The sequence below is a fragment of the Lactiplantibacillus sp. B652 genome, from assembly GCF_023806745.1.
In the GTDB taxonomy this organism is placed as follows: Bacteria; Bacillota; Bacilli; order Lactobacillales; family Lactobacillaceae; genus Lactiplantibacillus; species Lactiplantibacillus pentosus.
Genome location: NZ_JAMSKY010000006.1, coordinates 122,839 through 142,992 on the forward strand (window position 1 = coordinate 122,839; position 20,154 = coordinate 142,992).

Genomic DNA, 20,154 nt, shown 5'->3' on the forward strand with positions numbered 1-20,154 from the left:
TAAGAAGCTTAGCTTGTCTTTTGACGGGTGACTGGTACGATATCAACATGGGAGGTACGGGGATGAGTTTTGGCGAGAATTTTAAGTTTGTTCGGCAACAGAAGCACTTAACGCAAGCAGCGGTTGCTGAAGAATTACACGTGGCACGACAGACGATTTCCAGCTGGGAAAATGGCCGTTCATATCCGGATATTGGCATGTTAGTTCAGATTAGTACGGTCTACGATTTGTCACTCGATTATTTATTGAAGGAAGATTTGAGTATGTTAAAACATTATGAAGTACAAACGACCACGAGTCGGCGGCAACAACGGCTGTTGTCAGTGGGGTATGGGATTAATCTGGGATTGTTGGTTGTGAGTTACTGTTTAGATTTTTTACAAATCGATAGTTCATTTAGCGAGTTAATCTCAGTTGCGCTAATCGTCATGACTTTTACGCTATTACTGAATTATCCGCACTTTGATGAGTGGGCGACGACTAAGCGCGAAGGGTGGACCTTGTTTGGTTTAATTATGATGTTATTCGCATTGAATCTTGCGCTGGAATGGCCAGATATTGTTGCGGCACTACCATCGGCCAGTACTGTCGCACACACGCCATCAGCGGCCTTGGCTGGAGAGGCTAGTGGCTTTTTGTTTGGCGTAGTGTGGCACCAATTTGTATGGACGATGGCGGCCTTAATGGCGATTGAAATTCCGTTTCAGCGTCTAAAGCGTGCGTGATATATCAAACAGCCTGACATCCGGGTAGGGGATGTTAGGCTGTTTTTAACTTGGACTGCTATTCAAAACGACAGTGGGTGTGGTGTCGAGATTGACAAGTCACTGATAGATGACATTTAGGTGCACATTGCTTGATCGTTTAGTTACGGTGATGCGTACGAGTTCTGAAGACCGCTTGACGGACGGCGGCTGACCGGTGTGCAAGCCAGAGTGTGTATGCCAAACTGGTTGCGCCGGTCAATGCCCAAAGGGTCCAACTCGTGTGGCGGCCGCTTTCAGAAAAACGATAAATTGAGCTGAGGTCTGCGAAGACTTCTTTCAAGAATTCATTATTGATGGTTGCCCAGGAGAGTTTCTCATGAAGATAGGACCATTCGATCACCAACTGCGCGCCTAACGTCAATACCCAGCCAAGCAGGTAGGACCGACCGCCTTGTGCACTGACCGTTGTGGCCCGATTCGTGGTTGGCTGACCGGTGGCTGCTTTTTGGTGTGAGGACGTTTTCATAACGGTTGTAGATTGGGCGTCAGCAGAATGATGCTGGATAGTCGGCTCAATTTTCAATTGCGTGTGACTGGCTTGAAAATAACCGACGACCGTTGCAAACACCAGAATGCCAACCAGCACGATGCCGTTGGTGATTGACCACGTGAAAGTCCGGATAAATTGATACAGCATGATGACTGGAATAATCCAGTAGTTCAACCGCGTGATCCGACTGAATTCGAACTGTTCGTGAATGAAATGATAAATGATAAAAATAATCAGTAGCGCAAGCATTGTTAAGCTCCTTACATTTAGTTTCAGCTAACGATGAGAGTAGCATGTGTTCTTCCTGGCAGATTGCCCGACATTGCGGGATAATTATCTTGATAGAAATTGGATAGTTGTCATCGCCAATAGTTAACTGCTGTGATAAGATTAAGATGTGTTGAATTTTACTCATTGAATGATAATGATGCAACTTAAAACAAATTATTTCATGATAATGGGGTTTAAGTGAAGAAAGCCAGGTGTGATAATCATGAGTAAATCGAATCAGAATGAAGAAACGGTGACGGATATCCTAGAACCAACGGCAGAATTGGATAAGCAAATTCTATCGCCAGTGAAAGAGACCCGTAATCAAGCGATTCGCTATATTTTATGGGGCTTAATTAGTGTGGCGGTCAATTTTGCCACCTTCTATACAACCTACCATTTAATTGGTTTGGAATATCAGGTCGCTAACGTGATTTCCTGGGTGATCGCCGTGCAAGTCGCCTTTTGGGTCGACCGGCTGAAGGTGTTTGATCACCATTCCAAGTACGTCTTTCGTGAAATGGGCAAGTTTTATGCCACGCGGATCGTGACTTACTTGATTGAAGCCGCAATCTTATGGTTGCTGATGTCTGTCATTGGCAGCTCAGCAGTCCTTGCTAAGATTCTCGGTCAAGCTGGGGCGATTATCGGGAATTTCTTATTCTCGAAATTATATGTTTTCCGAAATAAATAGCAGTCTGGAGGTCACGAAGCACAACTTCGGGCCTTTTTTATTACCGCTCACTAAAGGGCGCATTAGTGCTAGTCTGGTTTACAGCCGGCCCTGGAAGCCGAACTAGGTCGTTCATGGCTGATGAACGGCAAGCCAATTAACCGATACGTCAAAAACGCCAGTCCATCAAGGGATGAACGAATACCTTGGTTAGCCCAACTAATGAGGAAAGCGGATTAAGATTACAACTAGATTGCGGTATTCCTAAATATTCTTAATGATTCGCTAAAACCTGTGTCTAAGGGTGGTGACATGTGGTTTAATTAAGCAATAAATGTCCCCGTCCCATTTTAGAATATTAAGAGGAGCGCGCATAATGCTAAAAAATCTGATTCGTGGGTTGAAAGCACTTTGTTTGATTGGACTGGTCATTTTTGGCTGGCGCCACTATGATACGTTGGCGCCCCGCGCTGTTGCCTTATATCAGACTAGTCAGAAGAACTTGGCAGCAGCCTTATCTGGGGACTTATCAAGCCATCTGTTAGATGCGGATGAGACCAGTGAGACGGCTGACTCGACAACGACTCAGTCATCAGGCGACAGTACGAATAACTCGTCAGCAAGCAGCACGACGAGTACGAGCAATGCCAGTGAATCCAGTTCAGTGGCGGCTTCGTCATCGACGAGTACCACTGACGCGACACCAATCGAATCAATCGTGCAGAACACGACCCTGAAAAAGACTTATTATTACACATTTTCAAGTAACTTACCGAAAGCGGCTCGCCTAGTCTTTAAAGAAGCGGTCGCCACTTATAACCAGACCGGACTTGTCCACTTAGTTGCGGGCAAGGCGAGCGGCACCCAGAATTCCGTCACTTTTTCAATGTACCACAAGAAGATGTCAGCCGGTTCTACCAGTGTTGAACTTGGTCATGGGGGCCCAGACATCACCAAACAGATCAGTTGGCGCGGCACCCAGTATTGGAATAATGCGACGGCTAGCCTGAATGGCTCGTACTCGTCAGCCTTCAGTAAATCCGTTGCGGTCCATGAACTCGGGCACGCACTGGGATTAGACCACAGTACGTCCAAAGAATCGGTGATGTATCCAATCTCGCAAGGCAAGAGCAGTTTATCGTCAGCTGACATTGCGGCCTTACGAACAATTTACCAAAAGAACGCCTAAGTGAAAAAAGTCAGACAAAATTTAACCATTTTTAAAATGATGACCTATAATTGAGGTGTACCGAAAATTAGAAAGGAAGTTGTTTTAGTATGGCTGCAGCAGTTGAAATGAACAGTATGTTAGACGAACGGATGACGGACGTGTTTGATTGGAGCGATTCCAAGTTACCTGTACGGGATGCAATCTGGAATCACTTTATGGACGCGGATAGTCATGATACTGACAAGACGGCTGACGAAGTAGCGCCTTATATGAGTATGGACGAAGCTAAGCTCAAGAGCGAAGTTGAAAAACTCCTAAAGGCTTAACTAAAATAACGACCATGACGGCCTAATTTTTCGAAGAGAACGGTGACATAATTGTCAGCCGTTCTTTTTTTCGCATTTTTTTAGCCTTCAAGAAGACCGGCCATGGCGAGGCTGATTTTTAATTAATATAAAAATAATTAAAAAATTCGCTTGACTTATCACCGAAAATTAATTAACCTAAGAAACATCAACTAAACAAAAAAACTTTTTGAAAGCGAGGTGCGTCAACAATGAAAATTCAATCTAACCTAACCAATTTGTTGACGACCCTTGCTGTTCAAAACTTAGCCTTATTATTAACGAAGAAGGACCCGGTCACTTGACCTTGAGTTAAAACTCAAAATTCAAGTGAACTGAGCCCTTCTTTCCCATTGTGGTAATGAGGCTCAGTTCCATGAAAAGGCCTCATTCACTACGGTGGATGAGGCCTTTTTGTGACATAAGGAGGATTGGGGTTTCAACTAGTTTCAATCAAAAAAAGAAAGTGGGAATTGAAAATGAAAACATGGGAAAAACGAACGATGCAGATTGCGGCAGTGGGTGCGATGGCAATGACGTTGGCAGGTTGTGCGACCGCTAAGTCGAATTCTAGTCAAGGAAATAATCCAGGCAAGACGATCAAGATCGGGGTCAACATGGAACTATCAGGCTCCGCTGCCGGTTATGGTGAACAACAGAAGCAAGGAATTCAGTTGGCCGTCAAACAAATCAATAAGCAGGGTGGTATCAAGGTCGGCGGAACCAAGAAGAAGATTCAATTGGTCATTCGCGACAATAAGACTTCGAACACCACGGCGGCATCAGTGGCTGCGCAATTGGTCAATAACGATAAGGTCGTGGCCGTCGTTGGACCAGCCACCACGAGCGCTGGGACCGCAGCCATTCCGAACATGACTAAGGCTGCCGTGCCGTCCGTGAGTCCTTCAGCGACCGACCCCGATTACACGTTGCAAAAGAGTGGCAAGGTTCAAAAGTACATATTCCGGGCTTGCTATCAGAATAATTTCCAAGGTTCCACTGCCGCCAATTTTGTGACCAAGCAGCTGAAGGCCAAACGCGTCGCAATTTTGACCGATAACTCCAGTGACTACGGGACGGGGTTGACCAAAGCGTTCAAGAAGCAATATAGCGGTACGGTTGTCAGCAGCCAGACCTTCCAGGAAGGCGATAAGGACTTCAACGCCGTTTTGACTTCCCTGAAACATAAGAAAATCGATGCGATTTATGCGCCTGGCTATTATTCCGAAATTGGTCTGATTGTTAAACAAGCACGTCAAGCGGGCATCAAGGTTCCAATCGTCGGTAGTGACGGGATGGCGGATGCGAAGTTGGCCCAAATCGCCGGTAAGTCGAACGCCACCAACGTTTATTACACGACGCCGTTCTCGACTAAGGCGAGTGCAACGAACAAGGTCGCATCGAAGTTCATGAGCGCCTACAAAGCCAAGTATGGTAGCACGGCACCAACCTTCTCCGCGTTGGCTTACGATTCAGTTTACATGATCAAGTCAGCAATCGAAAAAGAGGGTTCAGCGAACTCCGTCAAAATCGCGGATGGCTTGGCCAAACTCAAGAACTTTAAGGGTGTGACCGGGACGACCACGATCGACAAGCAACATAATCCTGAAAAGACGATTTCAATCGAACAGTTGACGAATGGCACGGTCAGCAAGGTTTATAACGTCAAATAGCTTAAGTAAGCGCATGGGGGAACACATATGCAGACATTTGGACAACAACTCATTAACGGCTTATCGCTCGGCAGCATCTATGCGCTGCTAGCGTTGGGCTACACGATGGTCTATGGCATTATCAAATTAATTAACTTCGCGCATGGCGATATTTATATGTTGGGCGCCTTTTGGGGCTATTACAGCCTCAGGTCACTGCACTTTAATTTCTTAGAAGCACTCTGCTCGGCAATGATTATCTGCGCGGTGAGTGGTGTCATCATTGAGTATTTCGCTTATCGACCGCTGCGCCATTCACCGCGAATCACCGCTTTGATTACGGCGATTGGGGTCTCATTCTTACTTGAAAATGGCATGTCCTATTTCGTGGGTGCGAGCGCGCGGTCGTTCCCCCAAGCCATCAAAGTAGTCACCTATCATTGGGGTGGACTGCGAGTCTCTAACGTTCAGTTATTGATTTTAGGAACTGCCTGCTTGCTGATGGTTTTGTTGGAGTTAATTATCAAACGTACCAAGATGGGCAAGGCGATGCGGGCCGTGTCAGTTGATCCAGAAGCGGCCCAGTTGGTCGGGATTGATTTGAACCATACCATTTCGTTTACGTTTGCCCTCGGGTCAGCGATGGCCGGTGCGGCGGGCGTGTTGATTGGTCTTTACTACAATTCGATTGACCCCCTGATGGGCATGACACCCGGTATTAAAGCCTTTGTTGCCGCAGTCATTGGTGGCATTGGCTCGGTCCCGGGTGCGTCGATTGGCGGCTTCATCATTGGTATTTTGGAGACGGGCGTTCAAGCAATCGGCTTGTCCGCTTACAAGGATGCGGTCGTCTACTTCGTCCTGATCGTGATTTTGCTCGTTATGCCAGCCGGGATTTTTGGCAAACGAACCAAGGAAAAAGTATAGGAGGCGGCACAACATGAAAGCAAATCTGAAAGCGAATCTCGCTTGGTTAGGCGTAATGGTCGTCGGCTTCGTGGCGATTGACGGCTTCGAATTGATGGGGCTAATTAATTCGTTTATTGAAAACATGCTCGTCACGATTGGCATTAACGTGATTTTGGCAGTTGGACTTAATTTAATTATTGGCTTTGCGGGCCAATTTTCACTTGGTCACGCCGGTTTTATGGCGATTGGTGCCTATGCGACCGGGATTATGACCCAGACGATGGCGACACCCGCGGGCTTCTTCCTGTCGATGGTCGTCGGGGTGGTGATCGCGATTGTCGCTGCGATTATTGTCGGCATTCCAACGTTGCGGTTGCGCGGTGATTATCTCGCAATTGCCACGATGGGCGCCGCCGAAATCATTCGCATCTTAATCAACAACTTAAAAATCACGAATGGGGCCGCTGGACTGTTCAATATTCCACCGTTGGCTTCGTGGGCAACGGTTTACGTCATGATGTGTGTGACGACGATCGTAACGGTCAACTTTATTCACAGTCGTGGTGGCCGGGCAGTCATGGCGGTCCGCGACGATGAGTTGGCAGCCGGTGCGATGGGGATCAATACGACCCGTTGGAAGCTCGCGGCCTTCGTCTTTGGCGCCGCCACCGCGGCAATTGGCGGTTCCTTACACGCCGCTTACATTCAAACGATTGCCCCTGGTGACTTCAATATCATGGCATCGATTGCGATTTTGATTATCGTGGTGCTTGGTGGCGTCGGCAGTATTACCGGGACGTTTGTGGCCGCCATTGTCTTGGGAGCCCTAGATACGGTGCTCCAGAACTTTGGGACGATTCGGATGATTATCTATTCACTGGCGCTGATTCTAATAATGATTTTTAAACCAGCAGGCTTGTTAGGCACGTGGGAATTCTCGTTTGACCGCTTGTTTAACCGTCGGCGGAGCAAGGAGGCCATCAATCATGAGTAGTCGATTATTAGATGCACAGGGCTTAGTCAAAAATTTTGGTGGCCTGACCGCGGTCTCGGACGTCTCACTGCATTTTGACCAGGACGAATTGATCGGACTGATCGGGCCAAACGGGGCTGGTAAAACGACGCTGTTCAACTTATTGACTGGTGAAACAAGCGTCAGTGCCGGCAGCATCAGCTTTTATACGGATAACGGTGTGGTAGCGTTGACCGGTAAACAACCGGCCGCGATTGCTCGGATTGGGATTTCTCGGACTTTTCAAAATATCCGGGTCTTCAAAGCGATGAGTGTGCTCGATAACGTTCGCATTGCGATGACAAACCATTATCGGGAAGGCTTTACGACCAGTATTCTGCGGTTGCCACACTACTACCGCACTGAACACGCGATGACGGTGGCCGCCCAAGAACTACTCGCGATGTTTGATTTGACCGCCGTAGCCGACCAACCGGCGAAGAACTTGCCTTATGGGATTCAACGCCGTCTTGAAATCGTGCGGGCCTTGGCGACTAAGCCAAAGTTGCTCTTTTTGGATGAACCGGCCGCGGGCATGAATCCCGAAGAGACGGCTGATTTGACCCGCCTGATTCGCCGGATTCAACAGGAATTTCACATTACCGTCGTCTTGATCGAACACGATATGTCACTCGTGATGAACGTCGTCGAACGGCTATACGTGTTGGAACACGGCGCATTACTCGCTACCGGGACGCCGGAAGAGATTCAGCACGATCCAGCAGTCATCAAGGCCTACTTGGGAGGGATGTAAATGCTTGAGGTACAAGATTTAGTCGTGAACTACGGTGCGATTCAGGCGGTCAAGGGCGTTAGTTTTGAAGTCAAACAGGGTGAGATCGTGACCTTAATTGGTGCAAATGGTGCTGGTAAGTCGACGTTGCTACACACGATTTCGGGGTTAATGCGACCAACTAGCGGAACGATTCGGTATTTAGACCAACCCATTCAAAAGACCGCCGCGCCTAAAATCGTGCGAGCAGGAATTTCACAAGTTCCCGAAGGTCGCCACGTGTTCCCTGGATTGTCCGTACAAGAAAATCTGCAGATGGGCGCCTTTCTGCGTCGTGACCGCCAACAATTAGCGGATGCTTATCAACGGGTCTATGATTATTTCCCTATTTTGAAGAAACGGCGACACCAGGATGCCGCGACGTTATCCGGTGGCGAGCAGCAGATGCTAGCGATGGGTCGCGCGTTAATGGCAGCGCCCAAATTAATGTTGCTCGATGAACCATCAATGGGGTTGGCCCCCATTTTCATTAACGAAATTTTTGAAATTATCAAAGCAATCAATCAGGCTGGTACGACCGTTTTACTGATTGAGCAAAATGCCAATCAGGCGCTAAAAATTGCTGACCGCGGCTACGTCCTGGCTAGTGGACAAGTCAAATTGAGCGGCAAAGGCTCGGAGTTGTTGGCGAATGCGGATGTACAAAAAGCTTATCTAGGGGGTTAAGTATGAGTGTTGCAGATTATATGACCGCCCACTTAGTCGTTGTCAATCCGAAAACGACCATCAGTGTAGCGGTAGATTTAATGAAGAAAAATTCAATTCACCGGTTACCGGTCATGGATGGCAATCAAATGGTCGGGTTAATTACGCACGGTATCATCCAACGTGCGTTACCTTCGCAAGCGACGAGCTTGTCGGTCTACGAATTAAACTACTTATTAAATAAAACGACCGTCGATCAAATCATGACGACTGAGGTCCAGACCGTTGCGGCGGATGCCCAGTTAGAGGCCGCCATTGCGACCATGCGCCGGCACAAAATTGGTGTCTTACCGGTCATGAATGATCACCAAGTGGTTGGTATTATTACTAACAACGATATTCTCGATGCGTTTTTGAACATTACCGGCTACGGTGAACCCGGTATCGTGACGCGGGTCGTCATCCATCACGACCAAGTCGGTGTCATCTTCGCAATCAGCAAGGTGCTGGCAGCCAATGACCTCAGTATTCAAACGTTGATGGTCGTCAACCACCAAGCCACTAAAATCATTGAGCTTCACGTTAACAGCGAGCTTGCGGAACCGGTGAATCAGGCCTTGATTGCTGCGGGCTTCGATGTGCAGCCAGTTAGTCAGCACTAACGATTTGTCATGAATCGTGACTAAATCATGCCAATTTTTAAGTTCAAAAGCGGCCAGCTGAGACCCGCTGGAAACAGTGCGAGTTAGCGTAAACCTGCTATTGTAGCAACGTCCTACGCCAGCTTCCAGGCATTCGAATGGCGGACATTTGCGGACCCAACCTTTGTTGGATTAGTCGTCGGTTCTTAGCACACGGTCATTTTGATAGTCAACTGTGAGACTGGCTCTAACAATAGCCTAACTTTCTTACCCGTGCTTTAATGCTTCGGACACTTGGCTTCGCAGAACTTGTCAGAATTTTCTCTGATCGTTTGAGCTAGCAAAGTCTCAAATCATTTCACCAGTATTTAAATGCTATAAATCATCATAGATGCGAATTCAACGCTTGAATGAAGGACCGGTCACTAATATTCAGTGACCAATTGCACCCAGATAGGTGGCCGTTTATTCGCCATTCGAGTGGCTTCCCGACTGGAGGAGTCGGCTTACGTTCCAGCAATTGTCAGCCGGCCCCGGAAGTCGGACTAAGGCGCGCATCGGCTGACGGACAGTAAGCCTAACAATTGGCATGATTTAATCATGATTCATGTCGGCAAATCGTGAGTACTACTAGACAAGTAAAGACCTTAATTAAGACGCCCCAAGCCAATCTGCTTGGGGCGTTTTTAAGCGCTGTTCATAAATCCCGTTATCGTTAACCAAGCGATACGAGGTATAAACTTTTTTATATTTAATCGTGACAGTTTCCACGGACCTAATAGTTGTGAGGAATAAACGAAAACAGTTCCGTGCCAGGACTTATACGCCATTATCAATCAGATGAACATAAGTTACTGGTCGAACAATAAAATGACTATTTAAGCGTAATTAGTTATCGATATATAAATAAAATGGTGATTAGCTGAAGCCTATCTGTTGACATAATGACAGCGGTTAAATTTTGTGACATTAAATTGTACACTTAACAAAAATTTAATAATTATTATGAAACGTCCTATAAATGTTGACCCTATTGACTTTTAACGCTTAATCGAGAAGTGATGCAAAGATTAAGGGGTTGTAATTGTTTGCGGATGTGGTAAATTATTAATGCAGTTAATGAATTAGGTCAAACAAAGGGGATGTCACATTATGAAAAAAGTAGTAGGCAGTCTACTAATGACGAGTACGATGTTATTAGGTGCGTTGGCACCGATTGTTGCAAACGCCGCAGATGGGGAGAACCGTAGTGGGACGACTGATACAACGGCAACGTTTACAGCCAACACCACCAATCCAGTTGATCCGGTAGATCCAACTGATCCAACGAAGCCATTAAATCCTGGTGACGGGGACAACGGTGCCAATGCTGGTGCGGGCTTATCATTGATTTATGCACCAAGTAAGTTAGGTTTCGGTTCTAACCAAATTGACGTCATCAATAATCAAAGCTACGCGGCTGATGCTTCTAGCACTGTGATGATGGGGACGACTAATAAGGTTGGGTTACAAGTCTCTGACCAACGTGGGACCAACGCCGGCTGGACGCTGAGTGTTGCGGCCGCTGATGGGACGGATGGTAACTTGAGCAGCTTGAAGGGCGCTACACTTAGCTTGCCTGCTGGAACGGTTACTTCGACTGGTGCCACTGCTGGTTCTGGTAGTACCGCTGGTAACGGCGCAACTGGTCAAGCCGTTGACTTGGACTTAGGTAGCCAAGCGTCAACTAGTGCTGGTGCGACCTTTACGGGTGCGACTTCTGGAGTTGTCCTGACCGCCGCAGATAAGAACGGTGCCGGGATTACTTCTGACTTGCTGGACCCAACGGCAATCAAGTTGAACGTTGTCGCGAACACGGCTTCCGCAACCACGTACAAAGGTGTTTTGAACTGGACATTAACGTCATCCGCAGATAATTAAAATAACGAACACATGAGATGACCATTGCCAAGCAGTGGGCGTCTCTTTTACATAAAATGACGGTGGGGGGACGTAAATCATGAAAAAATTAATGCAAAGCATCGCTGCAATTTTATTTATCGTCGGAGGCTTGGCAGCAGCCATTCCGGCACAGGCAGCCAATAGTAGCACCAATAATAATATCGGTTTCAGCGTATCGGCTCAGACACCTGATAATCAAATCGATAAACAAGCGACCTTTTTTGATTTGAAAATGAAGTCTGGACAAACGCAACCGTTACGGACGCGTATCTATAACACGACTAATCGTGATATTCGCGTGAAGATGGGCATTCATACCGCCTATACCAATTCGGCGGGAGCCATCGAATACGTGACACCGGCGAAAAAGTATGACGCGTCACTGCGATATCGAGTGGACCAATTGACTAAGATTCAGGGCCCAACTACCGTAACGGTACCGGCTAACGGTTCCAAAGTCGTGAGTGCTAAAACCACGATGCCGACGAGTGATTTCAATGGGGCGTTACTTGGTGGCTGGTATTTCAAACGAGTTGATCAAAAAGTGACCGGTGAAGTCAAAGGCGCGACCAACGTTAGTAGCGTCTATTCCTATGTGATTGGCATCAAGTACAGTTTGGGGACCGCGCCATCACCAGTTTTAAAATTGAGTGACGTTTCGGCTGGGATGGTCAACTACCACCGTAGTATTGTCGCGACGTTACGCAACACAACGGCGGTCATGATTCCGCGGGTCACCATGAAGACGGTGGTCACGGCCAAGGATAGCGATAAGACTGTCGTTAAAGCGACTAAAAAGGGCGTGATGTTAGCCCCGAATACGACGTTTAATTATCCAATGTTGTTGAATAAGCAGAAATTACAGGCGGGGACTTACCACTTGCACATGGTCGCAACCAATAGTGATCATAAGTGGACCTTCGACCGCGATTTCAAAATCAGTGCGGCGACGGCCAAGACGTATAATGATGATACGGTCGACGATAACGGGATCAGTATTTGGTGGCTGATTGGCCTTGAGGCGCTCGGCATGCTGATCATTGTGTTACTGGTATTGTGGCTAGTGTTCTGGCTCAAAAAACGGCGGCAAACGCAAAAATAAGTTATAAATTAGCAAGTTGATAAGCGGTAACCATGGAGACTCAGGAAAAAGGGGGGACTGACCGATGTGGAGACGACGATTGATGGGAATCGGATTGGGGCTACTTGTATGGTTATGGTTAGGACCAGCTGTGCTGGCAACGGCGCAACCACTGGGAACCACTGAGACTCAGATTAGTTTTTATGCGGGGCCCAAATCAACCAAGCCAACAGTGACGGGCCAAATTCCACAAGGCGATATGGTTTATCAGACACGGCGAGTACTGACACATGAGGCTGATTTTGCTGGTCAATTGCAGCGTACTTTGGCAACCGGTCAGTTGCCACAAACTGGTGAGAATCTGCGACGCTATCAGCAATTGTTCGGGGTGCTCACATTAGTAGCGCTCGGATTAATCTGGCAAATCAGCCGGACACTAAGGGGAGGGGACACGCGTGCGACGTTATCAAAAAATCATTAGTCTAAGCTTATTGCTGGTCAGTGGCCTGTGCCTCTTATGGGGATTACGATTGACTGGGCATGCAGCCACCGGGTTGACTTCGGCGATGACAACGATGCCGACGAGCAGTACCTCGTACTATACAATTTATGAAACTGGGAATGTTGTTGGTTATAACATTTCTGGTGGGATTGGGTCGTATCCTAAGCTGACTAAGGTCACGGCCAACTACGCAAATGAGGGGCGGCTCTCCACAAAAACGACTAGTATGGCATTGACTTTTAGTGGGACGTTAACGGCTAATTCAGCTGAGATCAAATCGCTGTATTATGACGTTTTCTACAAGTCTGCGGATGCTGATTCCGGTACATCTCTAGTGACGACCACGCCGTCAAATATGGCTTATGGGACGAGTTCAGTTACGATGAATTCAACCAAAACGCTGTCAGTCAATATGAGTAAACTGAAAGATGACTTGCCCGTATATGTCGGCTTCCGGCTCACAACAACTAGTGGTGTGACGGCAACCTACCGTTTAGCTATTTTTAACAAGGTTAGTCTGAAAACGACGCTGGATACACCGACCTCGACGGACAGTAAGCTGATGGGGAGTGGAATTGCTGGTAATACGGTCAGCACGACCATCAATGGGACGACCTATACGGCAACGATCGGCAGTGATGGTAAGTATGAAATCAAACTCAATAATACGTTGAATGGCGTTAGCTCCGTCACGGTCACGCAGACTGGTGACGCAGACTACGGTGAATCCGAATCAGTCAAGAAGGACGTGACGGTCGCACCGCTGACAATTAAGAGTACAACGACTAGTGTCAACTTGTCGGTCACTGATTTGGAAGGCCTGACGAGTGATGCGGATGTTGTGAGTTGGCTGGTCAAACAAGCCGGGGTCGTTGCGACTAATCCTAGCAATGCCAGTGACACAATGACCTATTATGCTAGCGAGTCGGATCTACTCACAACGTTCAAAGGTCTAGCTGATAATGAGAGCACCACGGTTCACGTTTATGCGAAGAGTGCTAGTGGTTTGACCTCAGAAGAATTGGCCCTGCAAGTCACTAAGCTAGCGGGGACCTTATCCTTTAGTGAATTGAGTAGTAGCCTCGGATTTGGTAACTTAACGGTGCCAGTCAATCCGACCGTCTATCAACCGACTAGTACGATGAACGTGACGGTCGCAGACACCCGCTCGACCGGGTCTAAGTGGTACTTATACGTGAGCGCGACCCCGTTGACATCCACGACGGTTACGGGGCGGACGCTAAAAGGTGATCTGATTTATCGCGATGGTTCCACCGATACGGTACTCACAAATCAATCCATGTTGGTCCAGCAAGGCCAAAAAGTCGCCGGTACTACCGACACCAAGGTGACGAGCGACTGGTCCAGTACGAAGGGCATTGGCCTTTCTGTACAGCCTGGAATCTACGCTGACACCTATCAAGGGACTTTGAAGTGGACCCTGACTGATACGCCGGATAACTAGGATAATCAAGAATAGAGACGTTCCCACAACAGCAAGTTTACGGTTACCTCGCACTGTCTCTAGTGGGGCTTAACTGGCCGCATTTGAACTTAAGAATTGTTCTGTTTCAGCCACAGTGAATAAATAGTTAAGTTCACACTTGACAAGTAAGTCACCGCCATGGTTTACTATAAGCTATAAATTGAAACGGAGGATGACAACCATGTCATTAACAACTAACCTTCAACTAAATATTCAATTTGCCTTTAGCTTTTTCTTTAGATAGCGTTTGTATTCGTTTGATGGATACAAGCGCACGCAACGCGTTTGTATCTATCGAGAGCTAAAGTTATTCAACATGACTTAAACGCCAGATAGATGCAGGGACAATCTATCTGGAAAAATATCGGGCCCGATAAAACACCAGGTGGATTCTTCCGAGAATCTAGCTGGTGTTTTTTATTTTCAGTCCGGTTCATCAAGACGTTGATGGTATTGGGGCAAATCACACAACGATTAAGGGGAATTTCAAGATGAAAAAGACAATTTTAACGGGTGTTATTTTAGGTGCCGGCTTACTGCTTGCCGGTTGTGGACAACAAGCAACGGCTAATAAGAAGACTGTTTCAATCGGGATTTTACAAGTGGTGCAACACGGGTCATTGGACCAGGCACGCAAAGGCTTCAAAGCCGGATTACAAAAGGAATTGAAGGCGCATGATAGTAAGCTCAAGGTCAAGTATCGCTACTTGAATGCGCAGGGCGACCAAAGCAACTTGAACACGATGAGCCAGCAGTTAGTTCAACAAAAAAATGATCTGTTAGTGGGAATTGCGACGCCCGCAGCTCAGGCGCTGGCAAAAAAGACGACCAGCATACCGACCTTAGTGACAGCGGTCACGGATTTAAAAGCTGCGGGATTGGTCAAGAGTGATACCAAACCGCAAACTAATGTCAGTGGGACGAGCGATTTGATGCCGGTCGGGAAGCAATTACAACTGCTGAAAAATATGGCGACTGGCAATAAGCCGTTAGGGATGATGTATAACTCATCGGAAGAAAATTCCGTGTTACAAGTCAAGATCGCCAAGGCGTATGCCAAGAAGCATCACATTGATTTAAAGGTCGTCAGCGCCACCAGTACTAATGATGTCGCGAGTGTCTTAGCCGGTTTGACAGGTAAGATTTCTGGGCTGTACTTGCCGACGGATAACTTGATGGCGAGTGCGATGAAGACGATTGGTCAGAAAGCGACCGCTGCCAAATTACCAGTTGTGACTGGTTCGATTGAAATGGCTGAAGATGGCGGCACGGCGACCTATGGGCTGAACTACTATGAATTAGGCGAACAGACTGGGAAGATGGCCTACCAAGTGTTAGTTAAAAAGCAGAAGCCACAGACGATGGCAGTGCAAACGGCAGACAAGTTACACCTGTATGTCAATAAGTCAAATGCCAACGCGATTGGAATCAAACCAAGTAGTATCAAACAACCTTAGGCACGTCACGAAAGGAGTCGAAATAAGATGTTAACGACAAGTATTGGTCAGGGATTATTATGGGCGCCACTCGTGATTGGGGTCTTCTTAACTTTCAGAATTCTGAACATTCCAGATTTGACGACGGAAGGTAGCTTCCCGCTCGGGGCGGCGGTGACGATTAGTGCGATGTTGGCCGGTCAATCAGCGGTGACCGCCAGCCTACTTGGCTTCATCAGTGGCTGTGCCGCCGGATGGGTGACTGGGATGCTCGATACTAAGTTGAAAATGCCGTCATTACTGGCCGGAATTTTAACGATGACCGGGTTGTATTCAATCAATATGCACATTATGGGTAAGGCGAACATCCCGCTACTCGCGCAAAAAACGTTGATGATGGGTTTACCAGCCAGCTGGTCACCGGACTTGCAAACAATCGTTGTGGGTGCCAGCGTCACGCTAATGGTCGTGATCGTACTGATCTGGCTATTTGCGACTCGGTTGGGCTTGTCCTTGATGGCGACGGGGAACAACCCGGCAATGAGTGCCGCCAACGGTATTTATACTGATCGAATGGTGATTATTGGCTACATGCTATCCAACGGGCTGATTGCCTTATCAGGTGGGCTGATTGCTCAGAGCAACGGTTATGCGGATATTGGGATGGGCATCGGAACGATTGTGATTGGCTTAGCGTCAGTCCTCGTTGGTGAAATCTTCTTACACGGCCGCCAGATGTGGGTTCGTTTGACTGGGATGGTCGTTGGGGCCATCGTTTATCGTTATCTATTGACGTTAGCGATGGGCCTAGGCTTCCCGGTCAACGACCTCAAGATTTTATCCGCAGTGATTCTCGTTATCGTGATTTGTTTGCCACTATTACAAAATAAATACCGGACCAAACGACAATTGCGCCGGTACCTCAAAGAGATTGGAGTCGATCAATATGCCACAACCAGCCATTCTGAACGTACAACACTTACAAAAGGTCTTCTTTCCGGGAACCAGCAACGAACGGCACGTCTTAAAGGACGTGAATCTAACGATTGAACCCGGCGAATTCGTGGCCGTGATTGGCAATAATGGGGCTGGCAAGTCGACACTACTCAACACGATTGCCGGTACGCTCAGCACCGATGCCGGGGAAATCGAACTAGCCGGGCACCGGGTAACCAATCGGCCCGTTGCGTACCGCTCACGGTGGGTCGCCCGCGTCTTTCAGGATCCCAAATTAGGGACAGCGGGTGACTTGAGCGTTGCCCAGAACTTAACGTTAGCGGCGCGGCATACCGGAAGCTTGAGTCTGCGTCGGTATTGGCGTCGTGACCAAGAAGCGCAGTATTTGGACTTATTGGCCAGCCTCAACATGGGCTTGGAACAGCGTTTGAATACCCAGGTGAAATACTTGTCGGGTGGGCAGCGACAGGCCTTATCCTTATTGATGGCCACGCTCAGCCACCCTGAATTGTTACTGTTAGACGAGCACACCGCCGCCCTTGACCCACAAACGAGCGCCGAGGTGATGGCGTTGACGCAAACAATTGTGACGGCTAATCAGCTGACGACCATGATGATTACCCACAAGATGAGTGATGCCCTTGCATACGGCGACCGTTTGGTGATGGTCCAAGACGGCCAGATCAAGTTAGATGTCCGTGGGGCAGCCAAACAAGCGTTGCAGGCGGATGAATTGTTGACGATGTTTGCAGGGTAACTAAAAAAGGCGCAGCAGGTCGATTTCGAGACCGCTGCGCCTTTGTGATTGTTCGGGACCGCACCGATTAATGTAATCGGCGGGCGACTAACCAGATGATGCCACCGACGATGAGAAAAAAGGCGACGACGGATATGATGAAGATGTAATCTCCGGTGTATACGGACATGGTGGGCCTCCTCGATTTTATCGCACTGATGCAGTATGCGTTCATTTGGGGCGATGACCGCGGTTATTGCAGGGCAACTGCTAAGTTCAGTGCAAGTAGTGTTAACTTAGTTTGATGGTAACATTTATATTTATAGGCGTAAATATTCACATGGTGTACATTGCTGGCAATCAACCTCATGAATTCGCTGGTTACACTAAGTCTTGAATGTGCACTAAAACGCTGATTTGAAGCGGATTGACACTGAAGCACTAAAAATAATTGTCTGAAAATTATTAGCTCAAGTGTTTCCATATTAAAAGCCGGTTCCACGAGTGGGTTTCAACCACCTTTTGGAACCGGCTTTTTGACTAGTGATGCCAGCATAACGTTTATTTTATTAACGAACAATCGGCAGTCTATCTGACCAAACGATCCGATGTGATGAATGAAACGCCACCAAACCGTGTCCCTTACTTGGTAGTGACCAGCATGATTTCATCGCTGACGTTGACTTGGCTGCTGAGCATTTTGAACTTCATCAAGTTGACGGTGGCCATGTTGGTGATGATGACCATCATCGTGGCGTCCTTGCCAGCGGCGTTAATTGCGGCTAAATCAACCTTGGCCACGACTTCACCATGTTGAACGGGTTGGTCGGCCTGAACGAGAATCTCGAAGGGGCCGCCGTTTAATTCGACCGTGTCGATTCCCATGTGTAGCAGAATTTCGAGGCCGGATGCGGTCTTGAAACCAATCGCGTGTTTGGTTGGGAAGACGGTGCTAACGATACCATCGATGGGCGCACAAATCGTCCCGTCACTTGGATTGATGGCGAATCCATCGCCGAGCAGCTTGTCTGCAAACGTCTTGTCCGCCACCGCTTCAATGTCGACATATTGGCCGTTCGCCACGCTGTAAAAATCAGTCGTCACACCACTCGTGATACCCGGCATTTCAGTAGTTGTGGGGCCTTCTTCATTTGAAGTTAACGTGGTCGAAATCGGTGCATTGGCGGCTTTCAGCTTAGTGAGCGCGTCGGCGACGAATTGGACTTCAGTTCCGATAATAATTTGTAAGTTGTGTTCATCCAACTTATTGATGCCGGCAGCGCCACTGTGTTTGATAGCGGCTTCGTTGATGGTGCCTGTGTCTTTGAGTTGGAGCCGCAAACGCGTCGTACAATTGTCGATGACCGTCAAGTTGTCGGCACCGCCCAACGCGGCGTAAATTTGTTTAGCTTGGCGGGTGTACTTGTCATCATCAGCATCCGTAGCGACCGAAGCTAATGCCAAATCATCGGCATCGTCGGCAGTGATCGGTTCGCGACCAGGTGTCATCAGATGGAATTTCTTGATGGCAAAATTAAAGCCGAAGTAGTAAATCACGGCTAGAACTAAGCCTTGTGGGATCAGCATCAGTGGATGATTGGCAATCGGGTTGCTTAGACTGAGCACGTAATCAACGAACCCGGCTGAGAAGGCGAATCCAGCGGTCCAGTGCATGAAGGCGGCAAATCCTAGCGATAAGCCAGTGAAAACGGCGTGCAACACGTAGAGCGGCCAGGCGACGAACATGAATGAGAATTCCAAAGGTTCCGTTACCCCGGTGAAGAAGGAAGCGAAGGCCCCGGCCATCATCAATGAGGCCGTTTCAACTTTGCGTTCAGGACGTGCATTGCGGTAAATTGCATATGCCCCGGCTGGAAGGCCAAACATCATGACGGGGAAGAAGCCACCTTGATACATCCCGGTAATCCCTTTGACTCCTTTGTGAGCGATGAATTTCCCAATATCATTAATGCCAGCGACGTCAAACCAGAAAACGGAGTTCAGGGCTTGATGTAGCCCAGTTGGGATCAATAGGCGGTTGAAAAAGCCGTAGAGTCCGGCACCAACTGCACCAAAGCCAACAATAAGTTTACCAAAGGCAACCAGTACATCATAAACGGGTGGCCAAACGATCAGCAGGACGACGCTGGCGAGCAGCATCGTCACTGCAGCCAAAATTGGGACTAAGCGTTTGCCGCTAAAGAAGGACAACGCCATTGGCAACTTAGTTTCGTGAAAACGATTATACAGTGCAGCTGCGATCAGACCGGAAATAATCCCGATGAGAACGTTTCCAATTTGGCTAAATGCAGGATTAACGGTCGCAACTTTAATATTGAGCAGCGTCGCTACCGACTCAGGCTTCAAAACGTTGGTCGGCAATTCGAAGGCGACGAGGCCGGCTAGGGCTGCGGCACCATCCTTGTCCTTGGACATCCCTAAAGCTAATCCAACGGCGAACAGTAGTGGTAACTGCCCCAAAACAGCGTTACCACCAGCTTGTAAGAAGTGCGCGACGATATCGTTACTGGCGGCTGCCCACCAGTTCCCAATCCCAACCAGCAGCGCGGCGGCTGGTAGGACGGCGACGGGCAATTGCAGTGAACGACCCATGCGTTGTAAGTAATTCTTCATGTACAAAATCCCCC

The 20,154-nt window shown here is 48.0% G+C and carries 19 protein-coding genes; 17 read left to right on the forward strand and 2 right to left on the reverse strand.

Going from position 1 to position 20,154, the window contains the following annotated elements; all coding sequences use genetic code 11:
* Positions 1 to 62: 62 nt before the first annotated feature.
* Positions 63 to 725: a helix-turn-helix domain-containing protein gene (locus MZO40_RS09070; protein WP_105961553.1), complete on the forward strand. Its 663-nt coding sequence runs from the start codon at positions 63 to 65 to the stop codon at positions 723 to 725.
* A gap of 139 nt (positions 726 to 864) precedes the next feature.
* On the opposite strand, the gene MZO40_RS09075 is transcribed toward MZO40_RS09070, so the two are convergent.
* Positions 865 to 1,506, reverse strand: a complete 642-nt coding sequence (locus MZO40_RS09075) for a hypothetical protein (protein WP_105961554.1) — start codon at positions 1,504 to 1,506, stop codon at positions 865 to 867.
* 244 nt (positions 1,507 to 1,750) lie between these two features.
* Here MZO40_RS09075 and MZO40_RS09080 point away from each other — a divergent pair, with 244 nt between their 5' ends.
* From MZO40_RS09080 to MZO40_RS09155, 16 genes are all read left to right on the forward strand, one after another.
* Positions 1,751 to 2,221 carry a GtrA family protein gene (locus tag MZO40_RS09080; RefSeq protein ID WP_105919638.1) on the forward strand — a complete coding sequence of 157 codons (471 nt, stop codon included), beginning with the start codon at positions 1,751 to 1,753 and terminating at the stop codon, positions 2,219 to 2,221.
* Positions 2,222 to 2,576: 355 nt separating this feature from the next.
* Entirely contained in the window at positions 2,577 to 3,389 is an 813-nt protein-coding gene (locus MZO40_RS09085) for a matrixin family metalloprotease (RefSeq protein WP_088770759.1), read from the forward strand.
* An 89-nt stretch (positions 3,390 to 3,478) separates the two neighbouring features.
* Positions 3,479 to 3,697, forward strand: coding sequence for a hypothetical protein (locus MZO40_RS09090; protein WP_003639659.1), 219 nt, complete (start codon positions 3,479 to 3,481; stop codon positions 3,695 to 3,697).
* A gap of 497 nt (positions 3,698 to 4,194) precedes the next feature.
* Complete coding sequence (locus tag MZO40_RS09095; RefSeq protein WP_003639658.1) at positions 4,195 to 5,388, forward strand: ABC transporter substrate-binding protein; 1,194 nt, start codon at positions 4,195 to 4,197, stop codon at positions 5,386 to 5,388.
* 27 nt (positions 5,389 to 5,415) lie between these two features.
* Positions 5,416 to 6,294: a branched-chain amino acid ABC transporter permease gene (locus MZO40_RS09100; RefSeq protein ID WP_050340152.1), complete on the forward strand. Its 879-nt coding sequence runs from the start codon at positions 5,416 to 5,418 to the stop codon at positions 6,292 to 6,294.
* 13 nt (positions 6,295 to 6,307) lie between these two features.
* Complete coding sequence (locus MZO40_RS09105; RefSeq protein WP_105961555.1) at positions 6,308 to 7,270, forward strand: branched-chain amino acid ABC transporter permease; 963 nt, start codon at positions 6,308 to 6,310, stop codon at positions 7,268 to 7,270.
* On the forward strand, positions 7,263 to 8,042 hold the full coding sequence (locus MZO40_RS09110) for an ABC transporter ATP-binding protein (RefSeq protein ID WP_050340154.1): 780 nt from the start codon (positions 7,263 to 7,265) through the stop codon (positions 8,040 to 8,042). The genes MZO40_RS09105 and MZO40_RS09110 overlap by 8 nt, the downstream gene beginning before the upstream one ends.
* The gene (locus MZO40_RS09115) at positions 8,043 to 8,747 is read left to right on the forward strand and encodes an ABC transporter ATP-binding protein (RefSeq protein ID WP_003639654.1); all 705 of its coding nucleotides are present in this window, start codon (positions 8,043 to 8,045) and stop codon (positions 8,745 to 8,747) included.
* Between the two features lie 2 nt (positions 8,748 to 8,749).
* Entirely contained in the window at positions 8,750 to 9,388 is a 639-nt protein-coding gene (locus MZO40_RS09120) for a CBS and ACT domain-containing protein (protein WP_088770760.1), read from the forward strand.
* Between the two features lie 1,131 nt (positions 9,389 to 10,519).
* Positions 10,520 to 11,287 carry a WxL domain-containing protein gene (locus tag MZO40_RS09125; protein WP_105961556.1) on the forward strand — a complete coding sequence of 256 codons (768 nt, stop codon included), beginning with the start codon at positions 10,520 to 10,522 and terminating at the stop codon, positions 11,285 to 11,287.
* Between the two features lie 79 nt (positions 11,288 to 11,366).
* A complete protein-coding gene (locus MZO40_RS09130; RefSeq protein ID WP_252133236.1) occupies positions 11,367 to 12,410 on the forward strand; it encodes a DUF916 and DUF3324 domain-containing protein in 1,044 nt (347 codons plus the stop codon).
* A 64-nt stretch (positions 12,411 to 12,474) separates the two neighbouring features.
* A complete protein-coding gene (locus MZO40_RS09135; RefSeq protein ID WP_133305829.1) occupies positions 12,475 to 12,870 on the forward strand; it encodes a cell surface protein in 396 nt (131 codons plus the stop codon).
* Positions 12,845 to 14,356, forward strand: coding sequence for a WxL domain-containing protein (locus MZO40_RS09140; protein ID WP_105961559.1), 1,512 nt, complete (start codon positions 12,845 to 12,847; stop codon positions 14,354 to 14,356). The genes MZO40_RS09135 and MZO40_RS09140 overlap by 26 nt, the downstream gene beginning before the upstream one ends.
* A 512-nt stretch (positions 14,357 to 14,868) precedes the next feature.
* Positions 14,869 to 15,834: an ABC transporter substrate-binding protein gene (locus tag MZO40_RS09145; RefSeq protein WP_105961638.1), complete on the forward strand. Its 966-nt coding sequence runs from the start codon at positions 14,869 to 14,871 to the stop codon at positions 15,832 to 15,834.
* A gap of 27 nt (positions 15,835 to 15,861) precedes the next feature.
* Complete coding sequence (locus MZO40_RS09150) at positions 15,862 to 16,863, forward strand: ABC transporter permease (protein ID WP_105961560.1); 1,002 nt, start codon at positions 15,862 to 15,864, stop codon at positions 16,861 to 16,863.
* Positions 16,760 to 17,527: an ABC transporter ATP-binding protein gene (locus MZO40_RS09155; protein WP_105961561.1), complete on the forward strand. Its 768-nt coding sequence runs from the start codon at positions 16,760 to 16,762 to the stop codon at positions 17,525 to 17,527. Before MZO40_RS09150 ends, MZO40_RS09155 begins: the two co-directional genes overlap by 104 nt.
* Before the next feature lie 621 nt (positions 17,528 to 18,148).
* Here the strand turns inward: MZO40_RS09155 and nagE are convergent.
* Positions 18,149 to 20,140 (reverse strand): N-acetylglucosamine-specific PTS transporter subunit IIBC, encoded by a 1,992-nt coding sequence (gene nagE, locus MZO40_RS09160; RefSeq protein WP_105961562.1) that lies wholly within the window; start codon positions 20,138 to 20,140, stop codon positions 18,149 to 18,151.
* Positions 20,141 to 20,154 lie beyond the last annotated feature (14 nt).